Below are 25,016 nucleotides of genomic sequence, written 5' to 3'. Positions count from 1 at the left end.
GCTGAGCGAGTCCTGACCCCGGCTACAGGGCAGCCCTAATCAGGTTCTCGAAGTCGGTGACGTGCTGGATGGTCAACCGTGCAGCAGCTTCTGAGTCCCCGGCCGCGATGCATTCGAGCAACTCAATGTGCTGGGCAATATGCTCGGACACCGGCGGGAGCTTTTCCAGGACCAGGCTCCAGATCCGTGTCGCCAGATTGTCGTATCGAGTCAGGACATCTTCGAGGTGCCGGCTTCCCGTTGCGCGATAGATCTTCCGATGGACCCGCATGTCCAGGCGCATGAGATCCTGCTGCGACTGCATCCCCGGTAGCAGTTCCCCTACTTCCCGGGCGAAGTCCCTCAGCTCCTGCCGAAGCTGCGGCGACGCAAGCCGCGCAGCGCGCGCAGCTGCTGCGGGCTCCAAGAGCTGGCGGATCTCGGAGATCTCAGCCAGATCCTTGATGTCCACGCCCGCGGCGAACGTTCCGCGCCGGGCGTAGGCCACCACGAGATAATCGCTCTCCAGCCGCTTCATGGCTTCGCGAATCGGCGTCCTGCCAACCCCGAGTCGCCTCGAAATCACCTCATCGTTGAGGGGCTCACCCGGTTTGATATCCAGAACGATCAATTCATCGCACAGGATTCGATAGGCGAAGTCGGCAAACGATTCATCGTCCTGCCTCGACGGCGGAAACGACCCTCCACCCTCCACCGGTAATCCGCCAGCGCCTGCCATCTTCACGACTTCCCCCTGTATGCGGGCGAACACGGGATCTGGCCCGCCCGGACAAATTGGCAACAACTAATATATCAATATGAAAGCATGCGGATGCACAATGGTCCACTCCTACCCACAGTGGATGCCACTCCGCGCACTTCGGTAGGCCGGAGAGGAGAGCGATGACGCTATGGCAGGGCGAGAAGACCATCGCCCCTACCATCCGGAGGAAGACGCGGCTGTCCACTGTTGACGCAGAGGTGCTCGGCTCGCTATGTGGTCGCGCGTACCTATGGACATCTCGTTTCAACGGCCATAAGGTCTAACTGATATATCTTCCACGAGAAGTAAACATACTAGCCCTACCTCCCTACCGGAGCGATGGACGCCCCCGGTCGAACTGCTGGTTCGCACCCATGACGCGTAAGGCGTCGACGGCGACATCGTGGTCATCGAAACGGACGAGGCCCTCAACCTTCCGCCCACATCGAACCCGAAAGCCATATCCACCCGCAAGTCCATGCCTCGCCGAGCTAAGGATCCGCTCATGGCTTTCAACAATGACCTCAGACTCCACCCACCAGAAAAATCTTCTGCCGACAACGCGTCGGGAAAAACTTCACTTAGCGGAGTACACGGAAGTGCGGAGAACAGCGATGCAGTTTTCAGTGTCTCCGAGGAAGTAGGCACAAACCCCGCTGTTCTCGATCCGGAGCACGGAGGGACGTCCGCGTCGCCGGACATCGAAGAGCACAAGCAGATCCTCGAAGAATTACGCCATGCCAAGACTGAGCAAGCCGTTTCGGAACGGCGGAACCACAAGCTCACCCTCGACAAGATCACCTTCGGGATCACTGGTGCCGTTGCCATTGCCTTTGTTGTCTGGGGCTTCGTGGGACGGAACAGCCTGTCCGTAACCTCCACTGGTGCCCTGAACTGGGTCATGGAGTATACCGGCTGGCTCTTCATGCTCCTGGCCTCGTTCTTCGTGATCTTCGTCCTGTGGCTGGCCCTGGGTAAGTTCGGGGACATCCCGCTGGGCAAGGACGGAGAAAAACCAGAATTCCGCACCGTCTCCTGGGTTTCGATGATGTTCGCCGCCGGCATGGGCATCGGGCTGATGTTCTACGGCGTGGCCGAACCGCTCTACCACTACATCGCTCCCCCGCCCGGCACGGTGGACGGACGGACCCCCGAAGCCATCCAGACTGCCATGGCCACTTCGATCTTCCACTGGACGCTGCACCCCTGGGCCATGTACGCGGTGGTCGGCATCGCCATGTCCTACGGCACCTACCGCTTGGGTCGCAGGCAACTGGTCTCCGTCGCCTTCACATCCCTCTTCGGTATCAGGAGGGTCGAAGGACCGGTCGGGAAATTCATCAACATCCTGGCCATTTTCGCCACCCTGTTCGGTACCGCTGCATCATTGGGCCTGGGCGCCCTGCAGATCGGCAGCGGCATGACCTCCAATGGTTGGTTCGGCGAAATCGGCACCCCCGTACTCGTGGTGATCGTCGCCGTCCTGACCTTGTGCTTCGTTGCTTCGGCCGTCTCTGGCATCAGCCGCGGCATCCAGTGGCTCTCGAACATCAACATGGTCCTGGCCGTCGTCCTGGCGCTCATCGTCTTTCTCGCGGGCCCCACCATATTCATCCTCAACCTGATCCCTTCCGCGGTCGGCGACTACGCCCGCGACCTGGCCGAGATGTCGTCCCGGACCGAAGCGGTCGGCGACGAATCACTCCGTAGCTGGATGACCAGCTGGACTATCTTCTACTGGGCCTGGTGGGTCTCCTGGACGCCGTTCGTAGGCCTATTCATCGCCCGTATCAGCCGCGGCCGCACCATCCGCCAGTTCGTCACCGGAGTGCTGCTGGTACCAAGCGTCGTCAGCGTGATCTGGTTCAGCGTCTTCGGCGGAGCCGCCTTCCAGGTGCAGCAGGAAGCCGACGAGGCCAACACCCCCGGCCTCGTCACGATGGTCGACGGGACACCGTCCGTCAACTTCGACGGAGCGCTCTTCGACCTCGTCAAGAATTTGGGCATGCCCGGCTGGCTTACCGCAGCGGTTATCGTGCTGGCCATGGTTCTGGTCGGAATCTTCTTCATCACTGGCGCCGACGCGGCCTCCATCGTGATGGGATCGCTCAGCTCCAACGGCGCAGAACACCCCCGCCGCGGAGTGGTCATTTTCTGGGGCTGCCTCACCGGCGCCGTGGCGGCGGTCATGTTGCTGGCCGGCGGCGACGAACCTTCGGAGGCCTTGGCCGGCCTGCAACGAATCACCATCGTGGCAGCGCTACCGTTCGTCATCGTCATGTTGTTGCTCTGCTTTGCCCTCACCAAGGACCTGCGTCGCGATCCCCTCTCCCTACGACGGCGCCTGGCCACATCCGTGGTCGAACGGGCGATCCGCACTGGCGTGGAACAACACGGCGGGGATCAATTCGATCTCGTGACACGGCATGACTGCACCGAAGCACACCCGGGAGCAGATGGCGGCCCCGACGGCGATCCGGTTTCTGAACCGCACCGTCATTAGCAGACGGCTCTGGCGCTGAAGCGCCGGAGCCAGAGCGTGCTGTCATGGACCAGGAGTACCTCCTCGTACCGGCGCGTCGTAACCGACCTTCGGAGGGATGGTTCCGGAGACGAGCACTGCTCCCTGCGGCTGATTCGATTCCTCTGCACGGAATATGAGCCGCTCCAGAGACAGGAAGGGCCCTCGTCTTCGGGCGAGGGCCCTTCCGATGGTTTCGGTGAATCGATGCTCGGGTTGACTACTTCTGTGTCTTGGAGAGGCGCGCGAGTGCATTGTGCAGGCGGGTGTCTGCGTCGTCGGCCACCTCCCGGACGGCGGGGTTCGAGCTGAGTTGCACCATGGTCTGCGGGTCGATGGATTCGATGGTGGTTTCGAGCTCGTCGGGACCGCGTCGGACGACTACGTTGCAGGGAAGCAGTGCACCGAGGGATGGTTCCGCGGCCAGGGCGCGGCTGGCAAGGCTCGGGTTGCAGGCGCCGAGGATGATGTAGTCTCCAACGGCGTCCGCGGCTTCTGTCCCGAGTTTCGTTTCGAAGGTGGCACGGACGTTGATTTCCGTGAGGATCCCGGAGCCTTGCTCACTGAGCGCTTCCCGAGTGTTCTGCACTGCGTCGTCCCAGGACTGGGGGACGGTGATGGAGTGGGTGTACGTCATGGGGAGCTCCTTCGCTGAGGTCGTGCAATGAGGGCGGGTGCTAGGACTATCTGCCGGTTCCGGGTTTGTGCCACGGCCAGGCAAGACCGTGTCAGGCGAGGGTGAGGAACAGTTTTTCGAGTTCTTTCTTGTCGAGGCTGGTGTCCTCGCGAACGATGCATTGCTCGAGGCCACTGGCGATGATGGCGAACCCGGCCCGATCGAGTGCCTTGGAGACTGCTGCGAGCTGGGTGACGACGTCCTTGCAGTCCTTGCCTTCCTCGAGCATGCGGGTGACTGCGGCGAGCTGGCCTTGGGCACGCTTGAGGCGGTTGATAACGGGCGTCAGTTCGGTCGGGTCCAGCTGCATGATGTTCTCCAGGAGTCGCGGTTGCTTACCTCAAGCTTATACCCCCACCGGTATTTTGACTACCCCCGGGGGTATGCGGAATACTCCGGGGGGTATCTATTTCCCTTCTGATCGAAAGGCTTCCCTGTGAGCACCCCCTCTTCCTCGACCTCTTCGTCCTCGACGGCAACCCTGACCGCGCTCGATCCCGGCACGCTGCGGAGTTGGATTGCCGGAAATGAGGACGTCGTGGTGATCGACGTACGTTCGGCGGCAGAATTCGAGTCCCTGCATATCCGTGGCTCCTACAACGTCCCGCTGCCCTTGCTCTCTGAACACACGCACGAGTTCGCCGCCCGTCTGGGCAGCCGGGTGGTTCTGGCCTGCCAGTCAGGCGTCCGGGCCGAACAGGCACGCCAACGCTTGGCAGCCTCAGGGATCGGCGCCGCCCACGTCCTCACCGGCGGCGTCCCGGGGTTCGCAGCTGACGGAGGCGGCGTGGTACGCGGCAAGGCTCGCTGGGACCTCGAACGGCAGGTCCGCCTCACGGCCGGATCCCTGGTTCTGGTCGGCCTGGCCGGTGGGCGGTTCATCTCTCCGAAGGTCCGCCTGCTGGCCGGCGCTATCGGGACCGGCCTGACGTTCTCCGCGGCGACGAACACGTGCGCCATGGGACGGGCCCTGTCCGCGATGCCCTGGAACAAGGCAGCCCAGGAACCCACCCGTGAATCAGCCATCCTGCAGTTTCCTTCAGTGAGCAGCCGGACCGGCGAGGTGCCGGCGGCGTGATCGCCGCCCTGATCCTCGGGCTTGCCGTCGGGATCGTCCTCGGCGTGGTGGGCGGCGGCGGGTCCATCGTCGCCGTCCCCGCCCTGGTCTACGGGGTGGGCATGAGCCCGGCAGAAGCGATTCCCACGTCGTTGCTGGTCGTGGGCGTTTCCTCCCTGGCCGCACTGATCCCGCGGGTGGGTGCAGGCCTGAACTGGCCGGTGATCCTCCTCGTCGGCACTGCCGGCATCCCGTCCGCGTGGGTGGGAACAGCGGTGGGCCGATTGGTGGACCCGGAAGTCCTGATGCTTGCCTTCGCTGGCATCATGATTATCGCCGGCATTCGGATGCTCGGTCGCACCACCGAAGCCCAGGGCTCCTGCAGCTCCGGACCCGGCAGATCTTTCCGCACCTGCGCTCCGAAGGCAGTCGCCGTGGGCCTGCTGGTCGGGTTCCTCACCGGGCTCCTGGGTGTCGGTGGAGGATTCCTGCTCACCCCGGCCCTGACACTATTCCTGGGGCTGCGGATGAAACACGCCGTCGGGTCTTCCCTGGCGATCATCGTGCTCAACTCGGCGGCCGGTTTCAGCGCCCATGCGGCAGGTTTCACGATCAACTGGCCGATCGTCCTCGCCTTCGCCGTCCCCGCCATCCTTGGTTCCCTTGCAGCAGCGCGGTTTGCGCGCCGACTCGACGACCGCCACATCCGCATCTCGTTCGCCGTCCTCATCTTTGCCGTTGCCGCCTGGGTGACCCTGAGCACCGCCACCACCCTGATCCCCGCCTGACCAACCACAGGACCAGTCACCTGCAGGACTTCCCACCACCTGACACCTGACGCCCTGCCACGCCGGCACTGCTGACGCACTGTCGGCACGCGGAGCCGGTTCCCTCCTTCCGGGTGCCTGCCAGGACCTGTCCCGTTCCTGGTTCGGTTCCGCACTCCCTTCGCCCAACACCACGCGACTGTTCGACCGGAATCTCGCCCACCTTGCCGTATACCCCCAGGGGTATTACGATGGATACCAGCGGATACCCCCAGGGGTATTCGAAGTAGTCCCCCACGGGCGTCAGATCCACAAATCGATGAAAGAGAGCACCAAATGCTGCTAGAGCGCATCTACGACGAAGACCTCGCCCAGGCCAGTTACCTGATCGGCTGCCAGTCCACGGGCGAAGCCGTCGTGGTCGATGGACGCCGCGACATTGCCGTCTACCGGGACCTGGCGGCGAAGAACAACCTGAGAATCACCGCTGCCACCGAGACACATATCCACGCCGATTACCTCTCCGGCACCCGCGAACTGGCGGCCGCCACCGGGGCTGCGATCTACGTGTCCGGTGAGGGCGGACCGGAATGGCAGTACGGATTCGACGGGACACGCCTGCATGATGGGGACACCATCACCCTGGGCAACATCACCCTGCAAGCCCTCCACACCCCTGGGCACACGCCGGAGCACCTGTCCTTCCTCGTCACCGACGGCGCATTCAGCAACCAGGCCGGCTACCTGCTTTCCGGCGACTTCGTGTTCTCCGGGGACCTGGGCCGCCCGGACCTTCTCGATGAGGCCGCAGGAGGCGTCGACACCCGTTTCGAGGGCGCCAAGCAACTGTTTCGGAGCCTGCAGAAAAAGTTCCTGACCCTGCCCGACCACGTCCAGGTCCACCCCGCCCACGGTGCCGGCAGCGCCTGCGGCAAAGCACTCGGCGCTATCCCGTCCTCGACCGTCGGCTACGAGCGGCTCTACTCCTGGTGGGGCCCATACCTCGCCGCCAACGATGAGCAGGGCTTCATCGACGAGCTCCTCGACGGGCAACCCGACGCCCACTCCTACTTCGGCCGGATGAAGCACGAGAACCGGGAAGGCCCCGCCGTGCTGGGAGAACGCGCCCCCCTGATCGAACTCGACCAGGACGAGGTCGCCACCGGTCTCGCCGCGGACACGGTGACGTTCATCGACACCCGTTCCGCGAAGGACGTGCACCAGGGCACGGTGGAGAGGTCCCTGAACATCCCCGCCGGCGCTGCGATTGCCACGTACGGCGCATGGGTGGTGAACCCCGAGACGGACACGAACCCCCTGGTCCTGCTCGCCACCGGCCAGGACCAGGCGCAGGACATCCGGGACCACCTCATCCGCGTCGGCATCGACAATGTTGCCGGGTACGTCACCAGCATCGACGGACTACCCGCCACCAAACCCGCCCTGATCCAGCCCGCCGACCTCCACGGATTCGACGCGGCCGTGATTCTGGACGTCCGCAACCGCACCGAACACACTGCGGGGCACATCCCCGGAGCGCACCAGCTCAACGGCGGACGCGTTCTGTGGCACCTCGACGAACTCCCCATCGACGGGACCATCGTCACCTACTGCCAAAGCGGACTCCGCAACTCCGTCGTGGCCAGCGCCCTGCGCCGGGCCGGTTACGACGTCGTCGAACTCGATGGCAGCTACGCCGCCTGGAACTCCTGGCAGCAGGCCCGGAGAACCGCTCCCACCAACTGACCATCGACCCCGCTCGTTGGCTGGGGTGGGCACCTGGCGGGCTTCCTGGCTGAATCGCACGTGGCCTTCCGTACCCGGGTAAGCGCCAACACTACCCAGCCACCGACGCGGCCCGGTTGCTACTCCTAAAACCTGACGCCCGTCAACGGATCACCCGGGCTGAGACGGACGGTTTGAGTGGCTCTCCGGTAGCTTCACCGCAACACCGATCAGCAGGAGCACTCAGGTTGGATGCGCCTGGACGCCGATTCGGTGAGGCGGGCAGCGGCTCCCGTGCACGACGCGGGATGCAGGATGACGTGGTATTTGTGAAACTTTCCGCGGGTGGCCGCATAGGTGTGGCTGGGGCGGCGGTGGTCGGGGTGGCTTTCGGTATGGCCCGGTACGCCTACGGACCCTCGGCGAAAGCTGACTGTAAAACACAACAGCCCTTCTCGTCGTCGCCGCACACACCGTGTCGGTTGCCACTGAACCAGCAATGTGCTGTCCGTCGGCTGACGGCCGAGTCAGGATTCCCCTTCCCTGCCATAAGTCTTCTCTCCTCAGTGCGTTGTGCCGGTCGTCCATCTGATGCGGCAGTCATCTTGGGAGGCTGGCACCAGGCGTTGACGAATCCGATAAAATCAGGACCACTACCCCGCATCCCCGCCTCAGAAGGAGCTTGTCATCGCCTCCCGGAACCGCCTCAACGAACGACTGCGCACCACTTTGGACCTGCTGGCGCGCCACCAGGCATCGGGAACGGCCGTAGCCCCCAGCGAGCTGATGGCCCAGGTGGTGGCGAAGGTTCCGTTCGACACTACTGAGGCCGAGCTCCTCTCCAGCGGTGTACCTCGCGGCTACAAGCAGCTGACGACGGCGACGTCGAAGCTCGTCAAGGCCGGCTGGCTCGTCAAGGTTCGTAACGGCTGGACCGCAACCGAGGAGGGCGTCCGCGCTCTCGCTGCCTTTCCCGACGCAGAGGCATTCAGTGACGCCATGGCCAGCGGCAAGCCGGTGCCCGAGCCCAAGCCCGTAGAAGGGCAGGGTCCCAAGTCAGCGGCAGGGCAGGTCCAGGAAGAACTTCCAGTGCATGTGCAGCAGGTACCGGAGCAGGTGCAGGAGGACCCATCGCCAGCGTCCGCACACGTGTTCGACTCCGGCGACCAGGACGAGGACCCGGCTCAGCCCGCGCTGGTCGAGGAGGACCTCGTCGTGCCGGAAGCGCCCGCGTCCGACGTCGTCGCCCCAGCAGAGCAGGCACCAGTAGACGGTGGGCAAGCACCCAACGACGCGTGGCAGGACCAGCCGCAGTCCGTCGCACTCGCCGGGGACTTCAACCCGCTCTTCGGCGAGGCCGGACACTGGACCACGAACCTTCATGGACTGCAGCTCGACTACGACGCCGTGGAGAACATCTGGAAGCAGACCCTCCAGCTGCCCGCCGGCACCTACCAGTACAAGATCGTAGTCAACGGTTCCTGGGACGAGAACTACGGTGCCTACGGGGTTCGCGACGGCGCAAACCACGAGCTGCGCCTACTCTCCGACACCGCAGTGACGTTCCGCTTCGACTACGCCACGAAGGACATCGAGACCAGCTAGCACCTTCCGCCGAACGAGGCCGTCGGCTAGCCAAGGTCACAAATCGATTGCGCTCCCCGGTGAACCCGGGAAGGCTTTCCCCATGACCACCCATCGGAAGCGTGGCCTACCCGGGCTCGCGGCGATCTGCACCGTGGCGCTCACCGCGACGGCCTGCACCGCAGCGGAAGGGGACACCCAGCAGACCTCGTCCCACAGCTATAACAGCCGTCCGGACCTGGCCCCTCCCGTCGTCGAGCTCGAACAGGGTGAGGCTTGGGAGCCGGGTTACGTGACCTCGGAGGAACTCATCTTCCTCACGCCCGGTTTCCCGGACCAACCACCGACAACGGGCGGGCTGGTGCTGGACGCAGCGGGAGAACCTGTCTGGATCAATCCCGCCGACCCGGACGACTCGCAGGACGACCAGTTCGAGCTCCGGGTCCAGGAGTACCAGGGTGAACCCGTGCTCACCCTGTATGAGGGAAGCAGCGGCGGCGGCAAGGGAGACGGTACCTTCACTATCCTGAACCGGTCCTACGAGGAAATTGCCAGCGTCACTACCGGAGGCGAGCTGGCCCCCGGTAACGCCGACTTCCACGACTCGACCATCACGCCCCGGGGGACCATGCTGATCAGCGCCTATCACCCCGCTGAGGCGGACCTCTCGGAACTCGGCGGCCCGGCGGCCGGCTGGGTCGAGGAAGCCGTGATCCAGGAGATCGACATCGCCACAGGCGACGTCCTCTTCGAGTGGAGCTCGCTCGACCACATCCCGGTCTCGGACACCCTCCAGGCCTTCGGCGCAGCGCGGGACGCCGGGGCGCTGCGCACCCAGGACTTCGAGGCACCACAGGACGACGACGAGGCGGTGGGTACCGAGGAAAGTCCCTTCGACTACCTCCACGTCAATTCGATAGCGGAGGACGACGACGGCATCCTGGTTTCCGCGCGTCATACAAGTGCCATCTACCGGATCGATCGCGCCACGGGTGAGTTGGACTGGACCTTGGGCGGGACGGCCAACGACTTCGAGCTGGGAGACGGTGCCGAGTTCTCCTGGCAGCACGACGCCCGGCGCTCACCCGACGGCACCCTGACCCTCTTCGACAACGCCTCAAATGAAAATTTCGGGGACAACTCCCGCGGCTTGCGGCTCCAGCTCGACGAGGAGGCGATGACCGCCGCTGTGGTCACCGAATACCTTCCGCCGGAGGACCGCACTGCCGGAAGCATGGCCAACACCAACGAACTCCCCAACGGCAATATCCTGATCAGCTGGGGCGCCCAGCCGTTCTACTCCGAATTCACTGCGGACGGCACGCTCATCTATGACGTTTCACTCGGCGGGGACGGCAGCTACCGCGCTTACAAATCAGCGTGGCAGGGCCAGCCGGCCACACCGCCGGATGTGGTGGTCCAGGAGAACGACGGCGCCAGCACCGCCTACGTCTCGTGGAACGGAGCCACCGGGGTGGCGCAATGGCGGCTCCTGACAGGTGCCGACGAAGCGACCGCCACCGAAGGCGCAACCGTGGCTCGGGAATCCTTCGAAACCGAGATTCCCCTCCCCGAGGACGCAGCCTACGTGGCCGTCCAGGCGCTCGATGCCAGCGGGAACGAGCTGGGTACCGGCGTCGCCGACTGACTCCGCCGGAACGGATTCGAAAAAGTCCTCCTGTGACGCGGACCATTGGCCAACGCTGCCCGAGTCGGTTTGAATGAAGCCATAACCATCCCGAGCGGCCGAGAGACCTGGATCGACGACGCCGCAGCAACCCTCTTCGGATAACAACGAAGAACGGTGCTACTGCCAGGACCGATGGAGAAGCCAAAAGCTTCGTTGGTCTTTACCCGCCGTGCTGTCGCACGCCCGGGGAAGCTCCGCGTTGCCCTGTGCGCCCCTCCGTCGGGCGATGAGTACAGGAGCCCAACGTGCAGCACACCACCCCAGCCAGTCGAGCTGGACGTAAAAAGATCGCCCTCACCGCCGTCGCAGGCCTTCTGCTGTCCGGCTGCGGAGGTGCCGCGAATGCCGGGGAGGACACTCCATTCGTCTTCGCCACCGGCAAGGACATCTCCTGCCTCGACCCCCACGTCAACGGCGATATGCCCCAGGCCTCCATCGCCGCCAACTACCTCGACTCCCTGGTGTCGCAGGACAAGGACGGCACCATCCACCCGTGGCTCGCCTCGGACTGGGCGGTCTCGGCGGACGGCCTCACCTACACGTTCACCGTCCGCACCGACGTCACCTTCACGGACGGCACCCCACTGACGGCGGAGGCGGTCAAGGCGAACCTCGACCACATGGTGGATCCGGATACCCAGTCCGGCACCGCGGGAGGCTACCTCAAGCCGTATGCCGGAACCGAGGTGGTGGCCGCGGATACCGCCGTCGTGACCCTGAATCGTCCCTATGCCGCATTCCTCGAGGTGCTTGCGCAGCCCTTCCTCGGCATCCAGTCCCCCGAGGCGCTCAAGCGTCCGCAGGCGGAGAACTGCAACGCTCCGGTGGGGACGGGCCCGTTCAAGATCGTCGACTACGTTCCGCAGTCGAAGGCCACCCTGGTCCGCAACGAGGACTACAACTCCGCTCCGCCGTTCGCCGAACATCAGGGGCCGGCGTACCTCGAGACCATCGAGTGGCGCATCGTCCCCGAGGACTCGACGCGCTACGGCCTGCTCCGTGCCGGCCAGGTGGACGCCCTGGACCTCATGCCGAGCGTCCACTTCGACGAGGCCGAGTCCGACCCCAACGTCGAGCTCATCCTGCAGGACCGCCCCGGCAACCCCACCAACCTGATCCTCAACACCACGCGCCCACCCTTCGACGACCTCGACGTCCGCAAGGCCTTCCTGCGGAGCGCCTATGTGGATGCCGGCATCAACAGCGTCTATTTCGGCACCGTCACGAAGGCCGGCGGTCCGCTGAGCTCCACCACCACCTTCTACTCGCCCGACTTCGAGGACGTCTACGCCCCCGATCCGGACGAGGCGAACCAGCTGCTCGACGACGCCGGCTGGACCGGGCGCGACGACGACGGCTACCGCACGAAGGACGGCGAGCGCCTCACCGTCCACTTCCCCTATACACCGAACTCCTGGCCGACGGCACACCAGGCACTGGTCACCCAGATCCAGGCGACCGCCAAGCAGGTGGGCTTCGAGGTCCTCATCGAGAACGGTGACGCCGCGACGGTCAGCGAACAGGGCAACAACTTCGAGTACGACCTCCGTGCCGACTACTGGAACACCAACACCGCCGACGTGCTCCGGATCGTCTTCTCCTCGGAATACACCGAGTCGGCCGGCTTCGTGGCCAACGGCTCGGGCTTCCGCAACCCGGAACTCGACGGCATCCTCAACGAGGCCCTCGCCACCGATGACGCGGAAACCCGCGAGGACCTCTACTACCAGGCCCAGCAGATCGTCAGCGACAACGCCCTGCAGCTCCCCCTCTACAACCAAGCCAGCCAGGTGGCACTCCGCAGCGACCGCTTCGGGAATTTCGCCCTCGAGCCGAGCCTGTCCCTCCCCTACCTCTACGACGTGACGGCGGTTGACCAGCCATGAGCACCCTCGATTCCAAGCACCTCGATCCATTGAGTGCGGCGCCCCGCACGACGGCGACGGCCGGTGCGGCCGGCAAGGTCATCGCCCAGCGGGCGGCGGGCAGCATCTTCGTCCTCTGGGCCGCGGTCACGCTGACGTTCTTTGTCCTCCGGCTGACCCCGGGCGATCCGATCACGGCGATCCTCGGCGGTGCCGGTTCCTCTCCGTCGCCCGAGACCGTGGCGGCGGTGAAGGCCGAGTACGGCCTCGACCAGCCCGTCCTCGTCCAGTACCTCGCCTACCTCGGCGGCCTCTTCACCGGGAACTTCGGCACGTCCTACATCTTCAAGGTGCCGGTCCTGGAAATCCTCGGCCCGCAGATCCTCCCCACCTTCCAGCTGGCCGGCCTCGCGCTGGTCTTCGCGTGGATCATCGCGCTGGCCTTCACCCTGCTGACCGTCGGGCGGGGACGCGTTCTCGATTCCGTGGGACGAGGCGTCGAGGTTTTCTTCGCCTCGCTCCCCCAGTTCTGGGTGGGCATCATGCTCGCGGTGGTGTTCGCCGTCGTCCTCGGCTGGTTCCCCGTGGCGGGCAATGACGGCTTCCGCTCGCTCGTGCTGCCCGCGCTGTCCCTCGCGATTCCGCTCGCCGGGTTCATCGCGCAGGTCACCCGCGCGTCCTTCGAGGACGCGCTGGCGCAGCCGTTCATCCTCAGTGCCCGGGCCCGCGGCCTGAGCGACACCGCCGTCCGCATCACCCACGCCCTGCGGCACGCGATCCTGCCGGGCATCACGCTCTCGGCCTGGGCCGTGGGCTCACTCATCAGCTCGGCGGTGGTTGCGGAGATCATCTTCGCCCGCCCAGGCCTCGGCCGTTCCCTCGTGGACGCCATTCTCAACCGCGACCTCCCCATCACCCTCGCGGTGGTGTTTCTCATCGCCGCGGTCTACATCCTCGTGAACCTCGCCGTGGACCTCCTCTACCGCGTGGTGGATCCCCGCACCAACCCGAAGGGAAGTGCAGCACGAGCCTGGCACTCGAACCAACGACGACGGCGGGTCCCGGCTCCCCGGCTCCCGCACCTTCCGCCCCGCGCACTCCCTCGCGGGCGGCTCGCTTCCTGCACGGCACGCCGATCGGGGTCTGGATCGCGGGCGCACTGCTCACGTTCCTGGTGCTGGCCGCCGTCGTGCCGTCGCTGTTCCTGCAGCAGGACCCGTACGTCATCGACCCGGCCAGCGCGTTCCAGGCACCCAATGCCGCGCACTTCTTCGGCACCGACCAGAACGGGCGCGACGTCTTCTCGCGGGTCATCGCCGGAACCGGCCAGTCGCTGCTGCTCGGACTGTCCGCCACGGCCATCGGGCTGATCCTCGGCGGTGCGCTCGGCATCACCGCCGGCGTGTCCGGCAAATGGCTCGACTCCGCGATCTGCCGCTTCGTCGAGGTGCTCTTCGCGTTCCCCGGCCTGCTGCTCGCGCTGATCGTGATCGCGGTATCCGGAACCGGCGTCGTGACGGCAGCCATCGCCGTCGGCGTCGGTACCGCGCCCGGCTACGCGCGGATGCTGCGTACCCAGACGCTGCAGGTCATCGCCGCTCCGTACGTCGAGACCGCGCTGTCGCTGGGGCGTTCGCGCTCGCACATCCTCCTCCACACCATCGTGCCCAACGTGGTGCGGCCGCTGTTCGTCCTCGTCACGCTCGGCGTCGGGCAGGCCATCGTCTGGGCGTCGTCGCTGAGCTTCCTCGGCCTCGGTGCACAGCCGCCGGCCGCCGAATGGGGCGCCACGCTCGCCGACGGCCGCAACTACCTCCAGGTCGCCTGGTGGATCGCGGCGTTCCCCGGCATCTTCATCACCCTCGCCGCGCTGACCACCACCGTGGTGGGCCACCACCTGCAGCGCCGACTCGAAGCAGAGGTCTGACCATGACTGCACCACTTCTCTCCATCGACAACCTCAACGTCTCCTTCACGACGCCGCGGGGGCCGGTCGACGTCGTCCGCGACGTGTCGCTGGCCCTGGCACCGGGCAAGGCCCTCGCCCTCGTGGGTGAATCCGGATCCGGCAAGACCGTGACCGCGCGGACCCTCGTCGGGCTCAACGCCCCGAATGCGCGGGTGTCCGCGGACCGGCTCGAGGTGCTGGGGCACGATGCGTCACGGCTCTCTGAGCGGCAGTGGCGGCGTTTGCGCGGCAAGGACATCGGGTACGTGCTGCAGGATGCGCTCGTCTCCCTCGATCCGCTGCGCACCGTTGGTCAGGAGATCGACGAGGCACTGCGGGCGCACGGCGTCCGGGGGCGGGATGAGCGGCAGTCCCGCATCTTCGCAGCCCTGCGCGACGCCGGCATTCCGGACCCCGAGGTCCGTGCCCGCCAGCGCTCCGGCGAGCTGTCCGGTGGGCTGCGGCAGCGTGCGCTGATTGCGCAGGCCACGGTGCTGAATCCCCGGCTCGTGATCGCCGACGAGCCGACCACCGCGCTCGACGCCACGGTGCAGGCCCAGATCCTCGAACTGCTTGCGGGCCTGAAGGAGCAGGGGCGCGGGCTGATCTTCATCTCGCATGACCTCGCCGTCGTCAGCCACCTCGCCGACGAGATCGCCGTGATGCAGAACGGGCGCATCGTCGAGTCGGGGCGGGCCTCCGAGGTACTGGGCAATCCGCGGCACGAGTACACGCGGCAACTCATCGACGCCGTGCCGTCGGCGGCGGGCAAGGGGACGCGGCTGTCGTCGGTGCCGCGGGTGTCGGTTGCCGCTCGGCCTTCTCGGCCGTCGACGTTCTCGTCCGATGCTCCAGCGCTTGAGGCACGCGGACTGGTGAAGAGCTATCCGGGGCCGGGCGGGACGCGGCGCACCGTTGTCGACGACGTCTCCTTTACCCTGCCGGCGGGGCGGACGCTGGGCATCGTCGGTGAATCGGGCTCAGGCAAGTCGACGACGGCGCGCATTGCGCTGGGGCTGACCGAGCCCGACGCCGGCACGGTGACGCTGGGCGGGCTGCCGTGGGTGGGCGCTTTCTCAGGGTTTGCCCACGGGGGCGGCTCGGCTGCTGCAGCTGCAGGGGCGGCGGGCGTTGCCGGTGACGGTTCTCGGGCAGGTTCTGATTCTCCTGCAGGGGTGACTGGCTCAGGGAATTCCGGCTTCGAGACCGGAGCAGCTGGTTTTCCGCCCGGCCAGGTGCGCAGAGGCCGTCATTCGGCTGCGCATGTCGTTAGTGGGGGTTCCGCCGACTCCGGTGTCCCCCTCGGCATCGTTACCTCCGTCGTTACCGAAGCGCAGCGGCGGCAGCACCGGCCCGACATCCAGCTGGTGAACCAGGATCCGCTGAGCTCGTTCGATCCGCGCTTCAGCGTGGGACGCGTCATCACCGACGCGCTCGATGCCGGCGCGGTGGGTACCGCGGACGAGCGGAATGATCGGGCGGCGTCGCTCCTCGAACAGGTGGGCCTACCGCTCGATCTCATCAGCCGTCGCCCGCTGACCCTCTCGGGTGGTCAGCGGCAGCGGGTCGCGATTGCGCGGGCGCTCGCCCTGCAGCCGCGGGTCCTGCTGCTCGACGAACCGGTCTCGGCGCTCGACGTCTCCATCCAGGCGCAAGTGCTGGACCTCCTCGCCGACCTGCAGGAACAACTGGGCCTCAGCTACCTCTTCATCAGCCACGACCTCGGCGTGATCCACCACGTGAGCGACGACGTCCTCGTGATGAAGGACGGCCGCGTGGTGGAGTCGGGTACGGCGTCATCGTTGTTCTCCAACCCGGCGACCGACTACACGCGGGCGCTGCTCGCGGCCGTTCCCGAAATGCCGGCAAGGGTCCTACCCTCATCACCAGCACAAGGAGCAGTATCGTGACCACCACCTCCCTCGATTCCCGAACCCTCCCCGCCTACGCGTCCTATGCCTCACTCGCGGCTCATTTCCGGCCGCTGTTCAAGCAAATTGCTGCTGGTTCCGCGGAGCGCGAGACAGACCGGACGCTGCTGCACGAACAGGTCCGGCTGCTTGCCGATGCCGGCTTCGGCGCACTGCGCGTGCCGCGGCAATACGGCGGTGCGGGCGTTTCGGCGCCGCACTTCTTCCGGCTGCTGATCGAGCTGGCCGCGGCGGAATCGAACCTTGCGCAGGCGCTGCGTTCGCACATCGCGTTCGTGGAGGACCGGCTGTATGCCGACGACGGCGAATGGCTGAGCCGTGTGGCCGCCGGCGCACTGCTCGGCAACGCGTGGACGGAGACCGGACCGGTCGCCGTCGGCGGGGTGAGTACGACGATCGAGCGCGACGGCGATGCGTACCGCGTGAACGGCACGAAGTACTACACGACAGGAAGCCTGTATGCGGACTGGATCCAGACGGGTACGCGGACGCCCGACGGAGTCGACGTCATTGCGCTGGTGCGACGCGATGCACCGGGCGTCGAGATCATCGACGACTGGGACGGCTTCGGCCAGCGGCTGACTGCGAGCGGTACGACGGTGTTCACCGACGTGCGGGTGCCGCTGACGGATGTCCTGGTCGAAACGGAACACGCGCCCTACAACACGGGCGTGTACCAGCTGATCCATGTGGCGACGCTTGCCGGAATCGCGAAGGCGGCAGTGCGCGACGTCGCCGCCGAAGTGCGCGGGCGGACGCGGACGTTCAGTCACGGGAGCCAGGTGCGGCCGAGTGAGGACATCCAGATCCAACAGATCGTCGGCGAGGTGTCGGCCCTCGCGTTCACTGCCGAGGCTGCGGCGCTCCAGGTGGCTGAGCAGTTGCAGGAGGCGTTCGAGGCGCATGAAGATTTAATTAATTGTGCTGCCGATGGCGCTGACGGCACTGCCCGGGTAGCTGGAGACGTGGAAGCCGGGCACGCCGCGGGCAGGGCCGCGCTCGATGCCATCGGTGGCCTCGACCCTGACCACGCTGGCGCCAGGACTTCCGCAGACCGGGCCGCGCTCGACGTCGAATTCGGCTCCTCCCAGGCGCAGATTGTGGTCACTGAACTGGTTCAGCGCGCGTGCACCACCATCTTCGATGCGTTGGGGGCGTCCTCAACGCGGCGCGGGCTGCAGTTGGACCGGCATTGGCGGAACGCGAGGGTGATCTCCTCGCACAATCCGGTGGTGTACAAGTCGCGGGTCGTCGGAGACTGGGAAATCAATGGGACCGTGCCGGACTTCGTGTGGCGTGCGGGGACGGCCAAGCCTTCCGAATAGGGGTCATGGGCGGGTGCGGACGGCTGCACCTGCCCATGAACGATGCCGCCAGAGCCCCAATTAGCGGAGAGTAACTTCTGACATCAGCCGAGGATCATTACATCAGGTGCTGTGGCACCTTCCTCCTGTGGAGGAATAGTGCTACCACTTCCCCTCCACAAGGGCATGACTTCCTCAGGAATAGTACGTACATTCGATAGAATTAGGCATGGCCATCGCACCCCTCGAGTACCCCGGAGAGAGTGGAACTCCGCTCGAATCCGTGCGGTCCGACCTCCTTTATTTCGGGCAGGGAATGGCGGAGACATACCTGACACTCAGCAGGCGTGAAGTGGTACAGACGCTCGTGAAGATCGAGGAAATCGCCAAGCTGGTGGACTATCTGCAGGTGGTGGCCGCTCGTGCCGTCCAGGACCAGGACATCGCCATTACCGGAGAGCGGCAGGCAACCGGTTCCCTCCTCGCACGGGCAGAGCAAAGTATTTCCGTGGAAGTTCCCGGTGGTGGCGTCACAAGGACCACAGCAGGTGGCTCGAGGGGCGCTTCTGGTAACGCCGGGCAGCAGGACAAGTCCTCCACGCTTCCGGAATTCACGAACTGTGCCGACTACCTGCGGGCCAGGCTCGGCATCAGCCGCAGCGAGGCAAACCGCCGCTTGAGGCTCGCGGATAACATCTTGCCCACCCTTGCCGGGTGTGGTGCCACAACCGCCGCCCCGCTGGCTGCGTTGGGCTCGGCGGTTGCTGCCGGCTTTGTCAGCGGACGCGCCGCCTCCATCATCTGTGACGCGGTGCACCGGGTTCAGTCCTTCGCAACGCCACTGCAGCTCGACTCTATGGAACACCACCTCACCCGGCAGGCAGTGGAATCGGATGAAGACGTCCTTCGGGTGCTCGCTCGTCGTTGGGAGGGCGTACTGGATCAGGATGGGCAGGAACCCACGGAGAAGGTGCTGAAAGCGCGGCAAGGAATCTTCCTCAGGGGCAGGCGTCACGGTTTGCATTTCATGGAAATCGGCGCCACTGACGAGCAGTTCGAGCACCTGGTCACGGTCATGAACACCGCGACAAACCCGCGGGGAAAGACTGTCCACACCGCGAACCACGCGGCATCAGGTGATTCACACGATGCAGTCGATGGGTTGGGCAGCACCTCCGAGGCAGATCCGGACCGCCCCACTCGGCCGCAGAGCCTCCTCGATGGATTGGTTGCGGCCTGCCGGATTGCCCTGTCGACAGGCGGCCTTCCCGCAGCAGGCGGCCATCGGCCTCAGGTGATGGTGACCATCAGCTATCAGGACCTCGTGGGTGAGATGGAACGCGCGGGTCACGCCGTCTTCGGGCAGCAGATCAGCGCCCGCAGCATTCGGAGGTTGGCCTGTGATGCCGGCCTGATTCCGCTGGTCCTCGGCGGGAAGGGCCAAATCCTCGACATTGGAAGATCACAGCGGCTCTTCCCGCCGCACATGCGACGCGGACTTGTTGCGAGGGACAAGGGCTGCGGATTTCCGGACTGCGCAATCCCGGCAACTTGGTGCGAAGCCCACCACATTGTTCCCTGGGCCAGGGGCGGAACGACGAATATCAGTGACGGCGTCCTTCTGTGCTCACGCCATCATCACGTCATCCACGAGGGAAACTGGATGGTTGAATCAAGGCACGGCATTCCGTGGTTCAAACCACCAAAGTACCTCGACCCCGGCCAGGCTCCTCGAAGGAACAGGTTCTGGCAAGTGGCGACAGCAGTCCACGAGCAGCTCCTGTACAACGATGAGTGAGGTTTGCAACCGGGTGCGTCCCTACGTTCCAACTGCTTCAAAGCTCCTCTGAAAGCTCGAAGGGTCCGGAGTGGGTTCGCGCTGTCATCGTCACGAGCTCACCCACGTCATCGGACTCGACCATATCCACGTTTCCACCCAACTCATGGCGGCGAACGGTGGCGCAACACGCTTGGGCGAAGGCGACGCCGATCGGGCAGGACTCGCGGCTCTCGGTGCTGGCCCCTGCGGTCCGCAGCTTTGATCCGCTGACGGAACCGTTAACGGAACCGCTAACGGCCACTGTTCAACGTACGGCGGCAGCGCCCCAGCGTCAGTACCTGCAATTCACCAACCTCCGCGACCGTCGATGAAAGTCACTACCGAAAGTTCCTGAAATGCGAGAGAGCGCTCTCTTGACGTTGTGACCCACCGCACATACAGTTGTTCCACAACCCAGAGAGCGCTCTCTCAACCCCTCCCCTGCATCTCCAGCCAACCCACAAAGGAGTGACCGTGCCATCCTCGCGACTCAGAAGAATCACCGCCCTCGCAGGCGTAGCATCTCTCGCAATCGTTACCTCGGGCTGTGGAGGCGGTGGGAGCGATGAGCCGGCCAGCGCGGACAACCCCATCGAACTTTCCGTCACTACCTTCGGAACATTCGGATATGACGACCTCTACGGCGAGTACGAAGAGCAGAACCCCGGCGTGACCATCAAGGCCACCAACATCGACCGCGGCTCCAACGCACGCACCGACGCGTTCACCAAGCTGGCTGCAGGGTCCGGCCTCAGTGACGTCACGGCCATCGAGGAAGGCTGGCTCGGCTCGATCATGGAGGTTTCGGACCAGTTCGTGGACCTCAACGAGTACGGTGCCGGTGACATCAAGGACAACTGGGTTCCGTGGAAGTTCGAACAGGGCACCGACCCTGAGGGCAGGGTCATCGGCTACGGAACGGACATCGGACCGCAGGGCCTCTGCTACAACGGCAAGCTGTTCGAGGAGGCAGGCCTCCCCAGCGACCGCGAGGAAGTCGCCGCTCTGTTCGGCGGCGATGACGCCACCTGGGAGACCTACTTCGACCTTGGCCGCGAGTACAACGAGATCACCGGCAAGGCCTGGTACGACCAGTCCGGATTCGTCTGGAACTCCATGGTCAATCAGCTCGACGAGGGTTATTACACCGCTGACGGTGAACTGAACGTGGACGGCAACGAGGAACTGCGTAGCCAGTTCGACCTCCTTGCCGCGGGAACGCTCGACGGTCTGTCCTCCAACCAGACACAGTTCGACTGGGGCAACGGCCAGGCATTCGTTGATGGATCCTTCGCCACCTTCGTCTGCCCGGGCTGGATGCTCGGCACCATCAAGGGCCAGCTCGAATCCGCAGGCGGCGGTACCGACAGTGGTTGGGACTTCGCCGATGTCTTCCCCGGTGGTGCATCCAACTGGGGCGGCGCCTTCCTGTCTGTCCCCGAAACTTCCGAGCACCCGGCTGAGGCTGCGAAGCTCGCAGCCTGGTTGACCGCTCCCGAACAGCAGGTCAAGCAGTCCGCAGCGGCAAACAACTTCCCCAGCACCATCGAAGCGCAGGAGAAGCTCGTTGCCGATGCAACCCCGAACGAGCTGTTCAATGATGCCCCGACCGGCGTCATCCTGGCTTCCCGCGCCGAGGGTGTCATCGCGCAGTTCAAGGGACCGCAGGATGCGGTGATCCAGGAGAACGTCTTCCTGCCACCACTGAAGCGCCTCGATGCAGGAACCGCAACGGCTGATGAAGCCTGGGATGAAGCGATCACGCTCCTCAACGACCTCGTCGTCAACAACTAGCAGCACCGGCCACGGGGTCTCCGGGATCCACCGGAGACCCCCTCATGGAGTGCGAGACGATCATGACCACCACCCTGAACCGCCCCACCGCCGCGGCACCCGCGGCCACGAAAACCAAACCGACTTTCAGGCAGCGCCTCAACGTCTTCGATGTGAAGGCCTCGCCCTACCTCTACATCGCTCCCTTCTTCATCCTCTTCGCCGTCGTCGGGCTCTTTCCCCTCGGATATACGTTCTTCGTCTCGCTCTTCGACTGGCACCTGCTCAAGGGCCAGGGTGAGTTCGTGGGTCTGCGGAACTTCACCGAAGTGCTGCAGGATCGCTTCTTCTGGAACTCGCTGCTCAACACCATGAGCATCTTCCTGCTCTCGAGCATTCCGCAGCTGGCGGTCGCCATCGTCGTCGCGGCGGTGCTTGACCAGAACCTGCGTGCCAAGACGTTCTGGCGCATGAGCATCCTGCTCCCCTACGTCGTCACGCCCGTCGCGGTCGCCATGATCTTCACGAACATGTTCGGTGAGCAGTACGGGCTGATCAACAACATCCTCGGAAGTTTCGGGATCGACCCGATTCTGTGGAAGAACGAGACCCTGCCCAGCCACATCGCGATCGCCACCATGGTGAACTGGCGCTGGACCGGCTACAACGCCCTCATCCTGCTGGCGGCAATGCAGGCGGTGCCACGGGATATCTACGAATCCGCAGCGATCGACGGCGCCGGCCCCTTTCGCCGGTTCTTCAGCATCACGCTGCCGAGCATCCGCCCCACCATGGTGTTCGTGATCGTCACGGCCACCATCGGCGGACTCCAGATCTTCACCGAACCACGCCTCTTCGACCCCGTGGCTGCAGGCGGCACCCAGCGCCAGTTCCAGACCACGGTGCTCTACCTCTGGGAGATGGCGTTCCAGCGGCAGAACTTCGGCAAGGCATCCACGATCGCCTGGCTGCTGTTCCTCATCATCGTCCTGTTCGGACTCGTCAACTACCTGATCACGCGCCGCATTGCGACGACAGCCGACGGACGGAGGCGGGGTCGCACCCGCGGACGTAGAACCGGGAGCACGACCGGCGGAGAGTCCCGCCACCACCGCGCCAGGCAGCGGAGAAACGACGCCGTCGATCCGGCGTCGGGGACACCAGCAGAAACAGTCCCGAGCACAGCAGGAACAACGCCGAGGAGCGGGCTATGACCGTCATCGAGAATCGACCGCCGACAACCCGCTCGGAGAAGCCCCTCAACCGGGACAGGGAAACCCGCACCCTCGCTCTCCGCAAGCGGCTGTTCGGCAACGGACGACGTCCGGGATTCCTCACCTACGGGCTGCTGTTCGCCTTCTTCCTGGCCAGCGCCTACCCCCTGTGGTGGTCGCTCATCATCGGCAGCCGCTCCAACGAAGCCCTCGGACAGACCTGGCCGCCACTCCTTCCCGGCGGCAACTTCTGGACCAACGTGGGCGAAGTCTTCGACACCATCCCGTTCTGGCTGGCACTCGGCAACAGCGTCCTCATCTCCGGCATCATCACGCTGTCGGTGGTCACGTTCTCCACCCTGGCCGGCTACTCGTTCGCGAAGCTGAGGTTCAAGGGCCGGAACGGCCTGATGGTCGCCGTCATCGCCACCATGGCCATTCCCACCCAGCTCGGCATCATCCCGCTGTTCATGCTCATGCGCACGCTGGGCTGGACCGGCGAGATCGGCGCTGTCATCATCCCGACCCTCGTCACGGCGTTCGGCGTGTTCTTCATGCGCCAATATCTCGTGGACGTCATCCCCGACGAGCTCATCGAATCCGCCCGCATGGACGGCGCCTCCATGATCTCCACGTTCTGGCACGTCGCACTCCCCGCAGCACGCCCGGCCATGGCGATCCTCGGACTGTTCACGTTCATGACAGCATGGACGGACTTCCTCTGGCCACTGCTCGTCCTCGACGCCAACAATCCGACCCTCCAGACGGCGCTCAGCCAGCTACAGTCAGCACGGTACGTCGATTACTCGATCGTCCTCGCCGGCGCCGTCCTGGCAACACTTCCCCTGCTGGTGCTTTTCGCCCTCGCAGGGAAACAACTCATATCCGGAATCATGCAAGGAGCAGTGAAGGGCTAATGCCACACAGGGCGTTCGAAACAGCACAAGATCACGGGACCTGGCCCGAAGGGTTCCTCTGGGGATCGGCCACAGCAGCAGCCCAGGTGGAAGGGGCAAGCCACGACGGCGGCAAGGAGGACTCGGTCTGGGATGCCTTCGCCCGCATCCCCGGCGCCATCGCCAACGGTGACAACCTCAGGGACGCCGTCCAGCACTATGACCGCATGCCCGAGGACGTCCGGATCATGAAGGAACTGGGACTCGGCTCATACCGCTTCTCGACCAGCTGGGCCCGGGTACGGCCCGGAGACCGCGCAGCGAACGCGACGGGCCTCGACTTCTACTCACGCCTCGTCGATGAACTGCTCGACGCAGGCATCCTCCCCTGGCTCACGCTGTACCACTGGGACCTGCCGCAGGCACTCGAGGAGAAAGGCGGCTGGGCCAACCGCGATACCGCCCACCGGTTCGTCGAGTACGCGAACAATGTCTACTCGGCGCTCGGCGACCGTGTCCAGCACTGGACCACGTTCAACGAGCCGTTCTGCTCCTCGCTGCTGGGCTACGCCGCCGGAGTGCACGCCCCCGGCCGCCAGGAACCACGTGCCGCCGTCGCCGCCATCCATCACCAGCATCTCGCCCACGGCCTTGCGGTCAACGAGTTACGCTCCCGCGGTGCCCAGCACCTCGGTATCACACTGAACCTCAGCAACTCGATCCCCCGCGACCCTTCGGACCCCGTCGACCTCGATGCGGCACGACGGTTCGACTCCCTCCAGAACCGCGTGTTCATCGACCCGATCCTGCGCGGCGCCTACCCGGAGGACACCCTCGCCGACCTCGAGCAGTTCGGCATCCGCGACGTCATCCAGCCGGGCGACCTCCAGATCATCGGCACTCCCCTCGACTTCCTCGGCGTGAACCACTACCACGACGACCTCGTCAGTGGTCATCCCGAGGACGAGGGCAGCGACGGCCACTCCGGCGGAGCCGACCGGCCGACGTCGTCGTGCTGGATCGGATCGGAGGACATCACCTTCCCTAGCCGCGGCCTGCCGCGGACCGCCATGAACTGGGAAGTCAATCCGGACGGCCTCCGGAAACTCCTCCTCCGCCTCGGCGAGGAGTACCCCACCCTGCCCCCGCTCTACATCACCGAGAACGGCGCCGCATACGACGACGTCGTCAGCAGCGACGGGGCGGTCCACGATCCGGAGCGCACCCAGTTCGTGCTCGACCACATCGCCTCGGTCAAGGACGCTATCGACCAGGGTGCTGACGTCCGGGGCTACTTCGTGTGGTCACTGCTGGACAACTTCGAGTGGTCCTGGGGCTACGGCAAGCGGTTCGGGATCGTCCGGGTGGACTACGACTCCTTCCAGCGGACCATCAAGGACAGCGGCCATGCCTACGCAGGTGTGATTGCCTCGGCCTCGAAAAGAATGCACTCGCCGGCTCCTGCGAGCGCTTAACATAGGCTCAGGCCACACGTTCAGGAGTT

At 65.1% G+C, this 25,016-nt stretch carries 18 protein-coding genes, 1 pseudogene and 1 riboswitch; of the genes and pseudogenes, 16 read left to right on the top strand and 3 right to left on the bottom strand.

The window, feature by feature from the left end; genetic code table 11:
- Positions 1-22: 22 nt before the first annotated feature.
- Complete coding sequence (locus IWX75_RS06955) at positions 23-718, bottom strand: GntR family transcriptional regulator (RefSeq protein WP_196821790.1); 696 nt, start codon at positions 716-718, stop codon at positions 23-25.
- 529 nt (positions 719-1,247) lie between these two features.
- Between IWX75_RS06955 and IWX75_RS06950 the strand changes: the two genes are divergently transcribed.
- On the top strand, positions 1,248-3,245 hold the full coding sequence (locus IWX75_RS06950; protein WP_334684164.1) for a BCCT family transporter: 1,998 nt from the start codon (positions 1,248-1,250) through the stop codon (positions 3,243-3,245).
- 238 nt (positions 3,246-3,483) lie between these two features.
- Here IWX75_RS06950 and IWX75_RS06945 read toward each other — a convergent pair whose 3' ends face one another.
- A complete protein-coding gene (locus IWX75_RS06945; protein ID WP_196821516.1) occupies positions 3,484-3,900 on the bottom strand; it encodes a DUF302 domain-containing protein in 417 nt (138 codons plus the stop codon).
- A gap of 91 nt (positions 3,901-3,991) precedes the next feature.
- Positions 3,992-4,249: a metal-sensitive transcriptional regulator gene (locus tag IWX75_RS06940; protein ID WP_196821515.1), complete on the bottom strand. Its 258-nt coding sequence runs from the start codon at positions 4,247-4,249 to the stop codon at positions 3,992-3,994.
- 126 nt (positions 4,250-4,375) lie between these two features.
- Between IWX75_RS06940 and IWX75_RS06935 the strand changes: the two genes are divergently transcribed.
- The 15 genes and pseudogenes from IWX75_RS06935 (at position 4,376) to IWX75_RS06865 (ending at position 24,987) form a co-directional block, all read left to right on the top strand.
- On the top strand, positions 4,376-5,017 hold the full coding sequence (locus tag IWX75_RS06935) for a rhodanese-like domain-containing protein (protein WP_196821514.1): 642 nt from the start codon (positions 4,376-4,378) through the stop codon (positions 5,015-5,017).
- Entirely contained in the window at positions 5,014-5,784 is a 771-nt protein-coding gene (locus IWX75_RS06930) for a sulfite exporter TauE/SafE family protein (RefSeq protein ID WP_196821513.1), read from the top strand. Before IWX75_RS06935 ends, IWX75_RS06930 begins: the two co-directional genes overlap by 4 nt.
- Positions 5,785-6,099: 315 nt before the next feature.
- Entirely contained in the window at positions 6,100-7,509 is a 1,410-nt protein-coding gene (locus IWX75_RS06925) for an MBL fold metallo-hydrolase (protein WP_196821512.1), read from the top strand.
- A gap of 708 nt (positions 7,510-8,217) precedes the next feature.
- Positions 8,218-9,093 (top strand): pullulanase X25 domain-containing protein, encoded by an 876-nt coding sequence (locus IWX75_RS06920; protein ID WP_196821511.1) that lies wholly within the window; start codon positions 8,218-8,220, stop codon positions 9,091-9,093.
- 82 nt (positions 9,094-9,175) lie between these two features.
- On the top strand, positions 9,176-10,720 hold the full coding sequence (locus IWX75_RS06915; protein ID WP_196821510.1) for an arylsulfotransferase family protein: 1,545 nt from the start codon (positions 9,176-9,178) through the stop codon (positions 10,718-10,720).
- Positions 10,721-10,802: 82 nt separating this feature from the next.
- A riboswitch (SAM riboswitch) is annotated at positions 10,803-10,901 on the top strand.
- Between the two features lie 106 nt (positions 10,902-11,007).
- Positions 11,008-12,648: an ABC transporter substrate-binding protein gene (locus tag IWX75_RS06910; RefSeq protein ID WP_334684163.1), complete on the top strand. Its 1,641-nt coding sequence runs from the start codon at positions 11,008-11,010 to the stop codon at positions 12,646-12,648.
- Positions 12,645-13,571, top strand: a pseudogene (locus IWX75_RS06905) (ABC transporter permease); the annotation flags it as partial. The gene IWX75_RS06910 and the pseudogene IWX75_RS06905, both read left to right, overlap by 4 nt.
- Positions 13,572-13,816: 245 nt before the next feature.
- Positions 13,817-14,554 (top strand): ABC transporter permease, encoded by a 738-nt coding sequence (locus IWX75_RS06900; RefSeq protein ID WP_334684162.1) that lies wholly within the window; start codon positions 13,817-13,819, stop codon positions 14,552-14,554.
- Between the two features lie 2 nt (positions 14,555-14,556).
- Positions 14,557-16,485 (top strand): dipeptide ABC transporter ATP-binding protein, encoded by a 1,929-nt coding sequence (locus tag IWX75_RS06895; RefSeq protein WP_196821509.1) that lies wholly within the window; start codon positions 14,557-14,559, stop codon positions 16,483-16,485.
- Complete coding sequence (locus IWX75_RS06890; RefSeq protein WP_334684161.1) at positions 16,482-17,831, top strand: acyl-CoA dehydrogenase family protein; 1,350 nt, start codon at positions 16,482-16,484, stop codon at positions 17,829-17,831. The genes IWX75_RS06895 and IWX75_RS06890 overlap by 4 nt, the downstream gene beginning before the upstream one ends.
- 208 nt (positions 17,832-18,039) lie before the next feature.
- The gene (locus tag IWX75_RS06885) at positions 18,040-19,608 is read left to right on the top strand and encodes an HNH endonuclease signature motif containing protein (RefSeq protein WP_196821508.1); all 1,569 of its coding nucleotides are present in this window, start codon (positions 18,040-18,042) and stop codon (positions 19,606-19,608) included.
- 495 nt (positions 19,609-20,103) lie between these two features.
- On the top strand, positions 20,104-21,423 hold the full coding sequence (locus tag IWX75_RS06880; RefSeq protein WP_196821507.1) for an ABC transporter substrate-binding protein: 1,320 nt from the start codon (positions 20,104-20,106) through the stop codon (positions 21,421-21,423).
- Between the two features lie 62 nt (positions 21,424-21,485).
- Complete coding sequence (locus tag IWX75_RS06875) at positions 21,486-22,616, top strand: carbohydrate ABC transporter permease (protein ID WP_196821506.1); 1,131 nt, start codon at positions 21,486-21,488, stop codon at positions 22,614-22,616.
- Positions 22,613-23,533 carry a carbohydrate ABC transporter permease gene (locus tag IWX75_RS06870; protein ID WP_196821505.1) on the top strand — a complete coding sequence of 307 codons (921 nt, stop codon included), beginning with the start codon at positions 22,613-22,615 and terminating at the stop codon, positions 23,531-23,533. Before IWX75_RS06875 ends, IWX75_RS06870 begins: the two co-directional genes overlap by 4 nt.
- On the top strand, positions 23,533-24,987 hold the full coding sequence (locus IWX75_RS06865) for a GH1 family beta-glucosidase (RefSeq protein WP_196821504.1): 1,455 nt from the start codon (positions 23,533-23,535) through the stop codon (positions 24,985-24,987). The genes IWX75_RS06870 and IWX75_RS06865 overlap by 1 nt, the downstream gene beginning before the upstream one ends.
- Positions 24,988-25,016: the final 29 nt, after the last annotated feature.

Source organism: Arthrobacter sp. CAN_A6, from assembly GCF_015751715.1.
GTDB lineage: Bacteria > Actinomycetota > Actinomycetes > Actinomycetales > Micrococcaceae > Arthrobacter_D.
The sequence above is the reverse complement of the archived record's forward strand: the minus strand, read 5'-3'. Positions and strand labels throughout refer to the sequence as shown.

Bases quoted from the DNA above. Each gene is read 5' to 3' on its own strand.
- IWX75_RS06870 (WP_196821505.1), top strand. From the start codon at position 22,613: ATGACCGTCATCGAGAATCGACCGCCGACAACCCGCTCGGAGAAGCCC.
- IWX75_RS06950 (WP_334684164.1), top strand. From the start codon at position 1,248: ATGGCTTTCAACAATGACCTCAGACTCCACCCACCAGAAAAATCTTCT.
- IWX75_RS06885 (WP_196821508.1), top strand. From the start codon at position 18,040: ATGGCCATCGCACCCCTCGAGTACCCCGGAGAGAGTGGAACTCCGCTC.
- IWX75_RS06895 (WP_196821509.1), top strand. From the start codon at position 14,557: ATGACTGCACCACTTCTCTCCATCGACAACCTCAACGTCTCCTTCACG.
- IWX75_RS06865 (WP_196821504.1), top strand. From the start codon at position 23,533: ATGCCACACAGGGCGTTCGAAACAGCACAAGATCACGGGACCTGGCCC.
- IWX75_RS06945 (WP_196821516.1), bottom strand. From the start codon at position 3,900: ATGACGTACACCCACTCCATCACCGTCCCCCAGTCCTGGGACGACGCA.
- IWX75_RS06940 (WP_196821515.1), bottom strand. From the start codon at position 4,249: ATGCAGCTGGACCCGACCGAACTGACGCCCGTTATCAACCGCCTCAAG.
- IWX75_RS06875 (WP_196821506.1), top strand. From the start codon at position 21,486: ATGACCACCACCCTGAACCGCCCCACCGCCGCGGCACCCGCGGCCACG.
- IWX75_RS06915 (WP_196821510.1), top strand. From the start codon at position 9,176: ATGACCACCCATCGGAAGCGTGGCCTACCCGGGCTCGCGGCGATCTGC.
- IWX75_RS06925 (WP_196821512.1), top strand. From the start codon at position 6,100: ATGCTGCTAGAGCGCATCTACGACGAAGACCTCGCCCAGGCCAGTTAC.
- IWX75_RS06955 (WP_196821790.1), bottom strand. From the start codon at position 718: ATGGCAGGCGCTGGCGGATTACCGGTGGAGGGTGGAGGGTCGTTTCCG.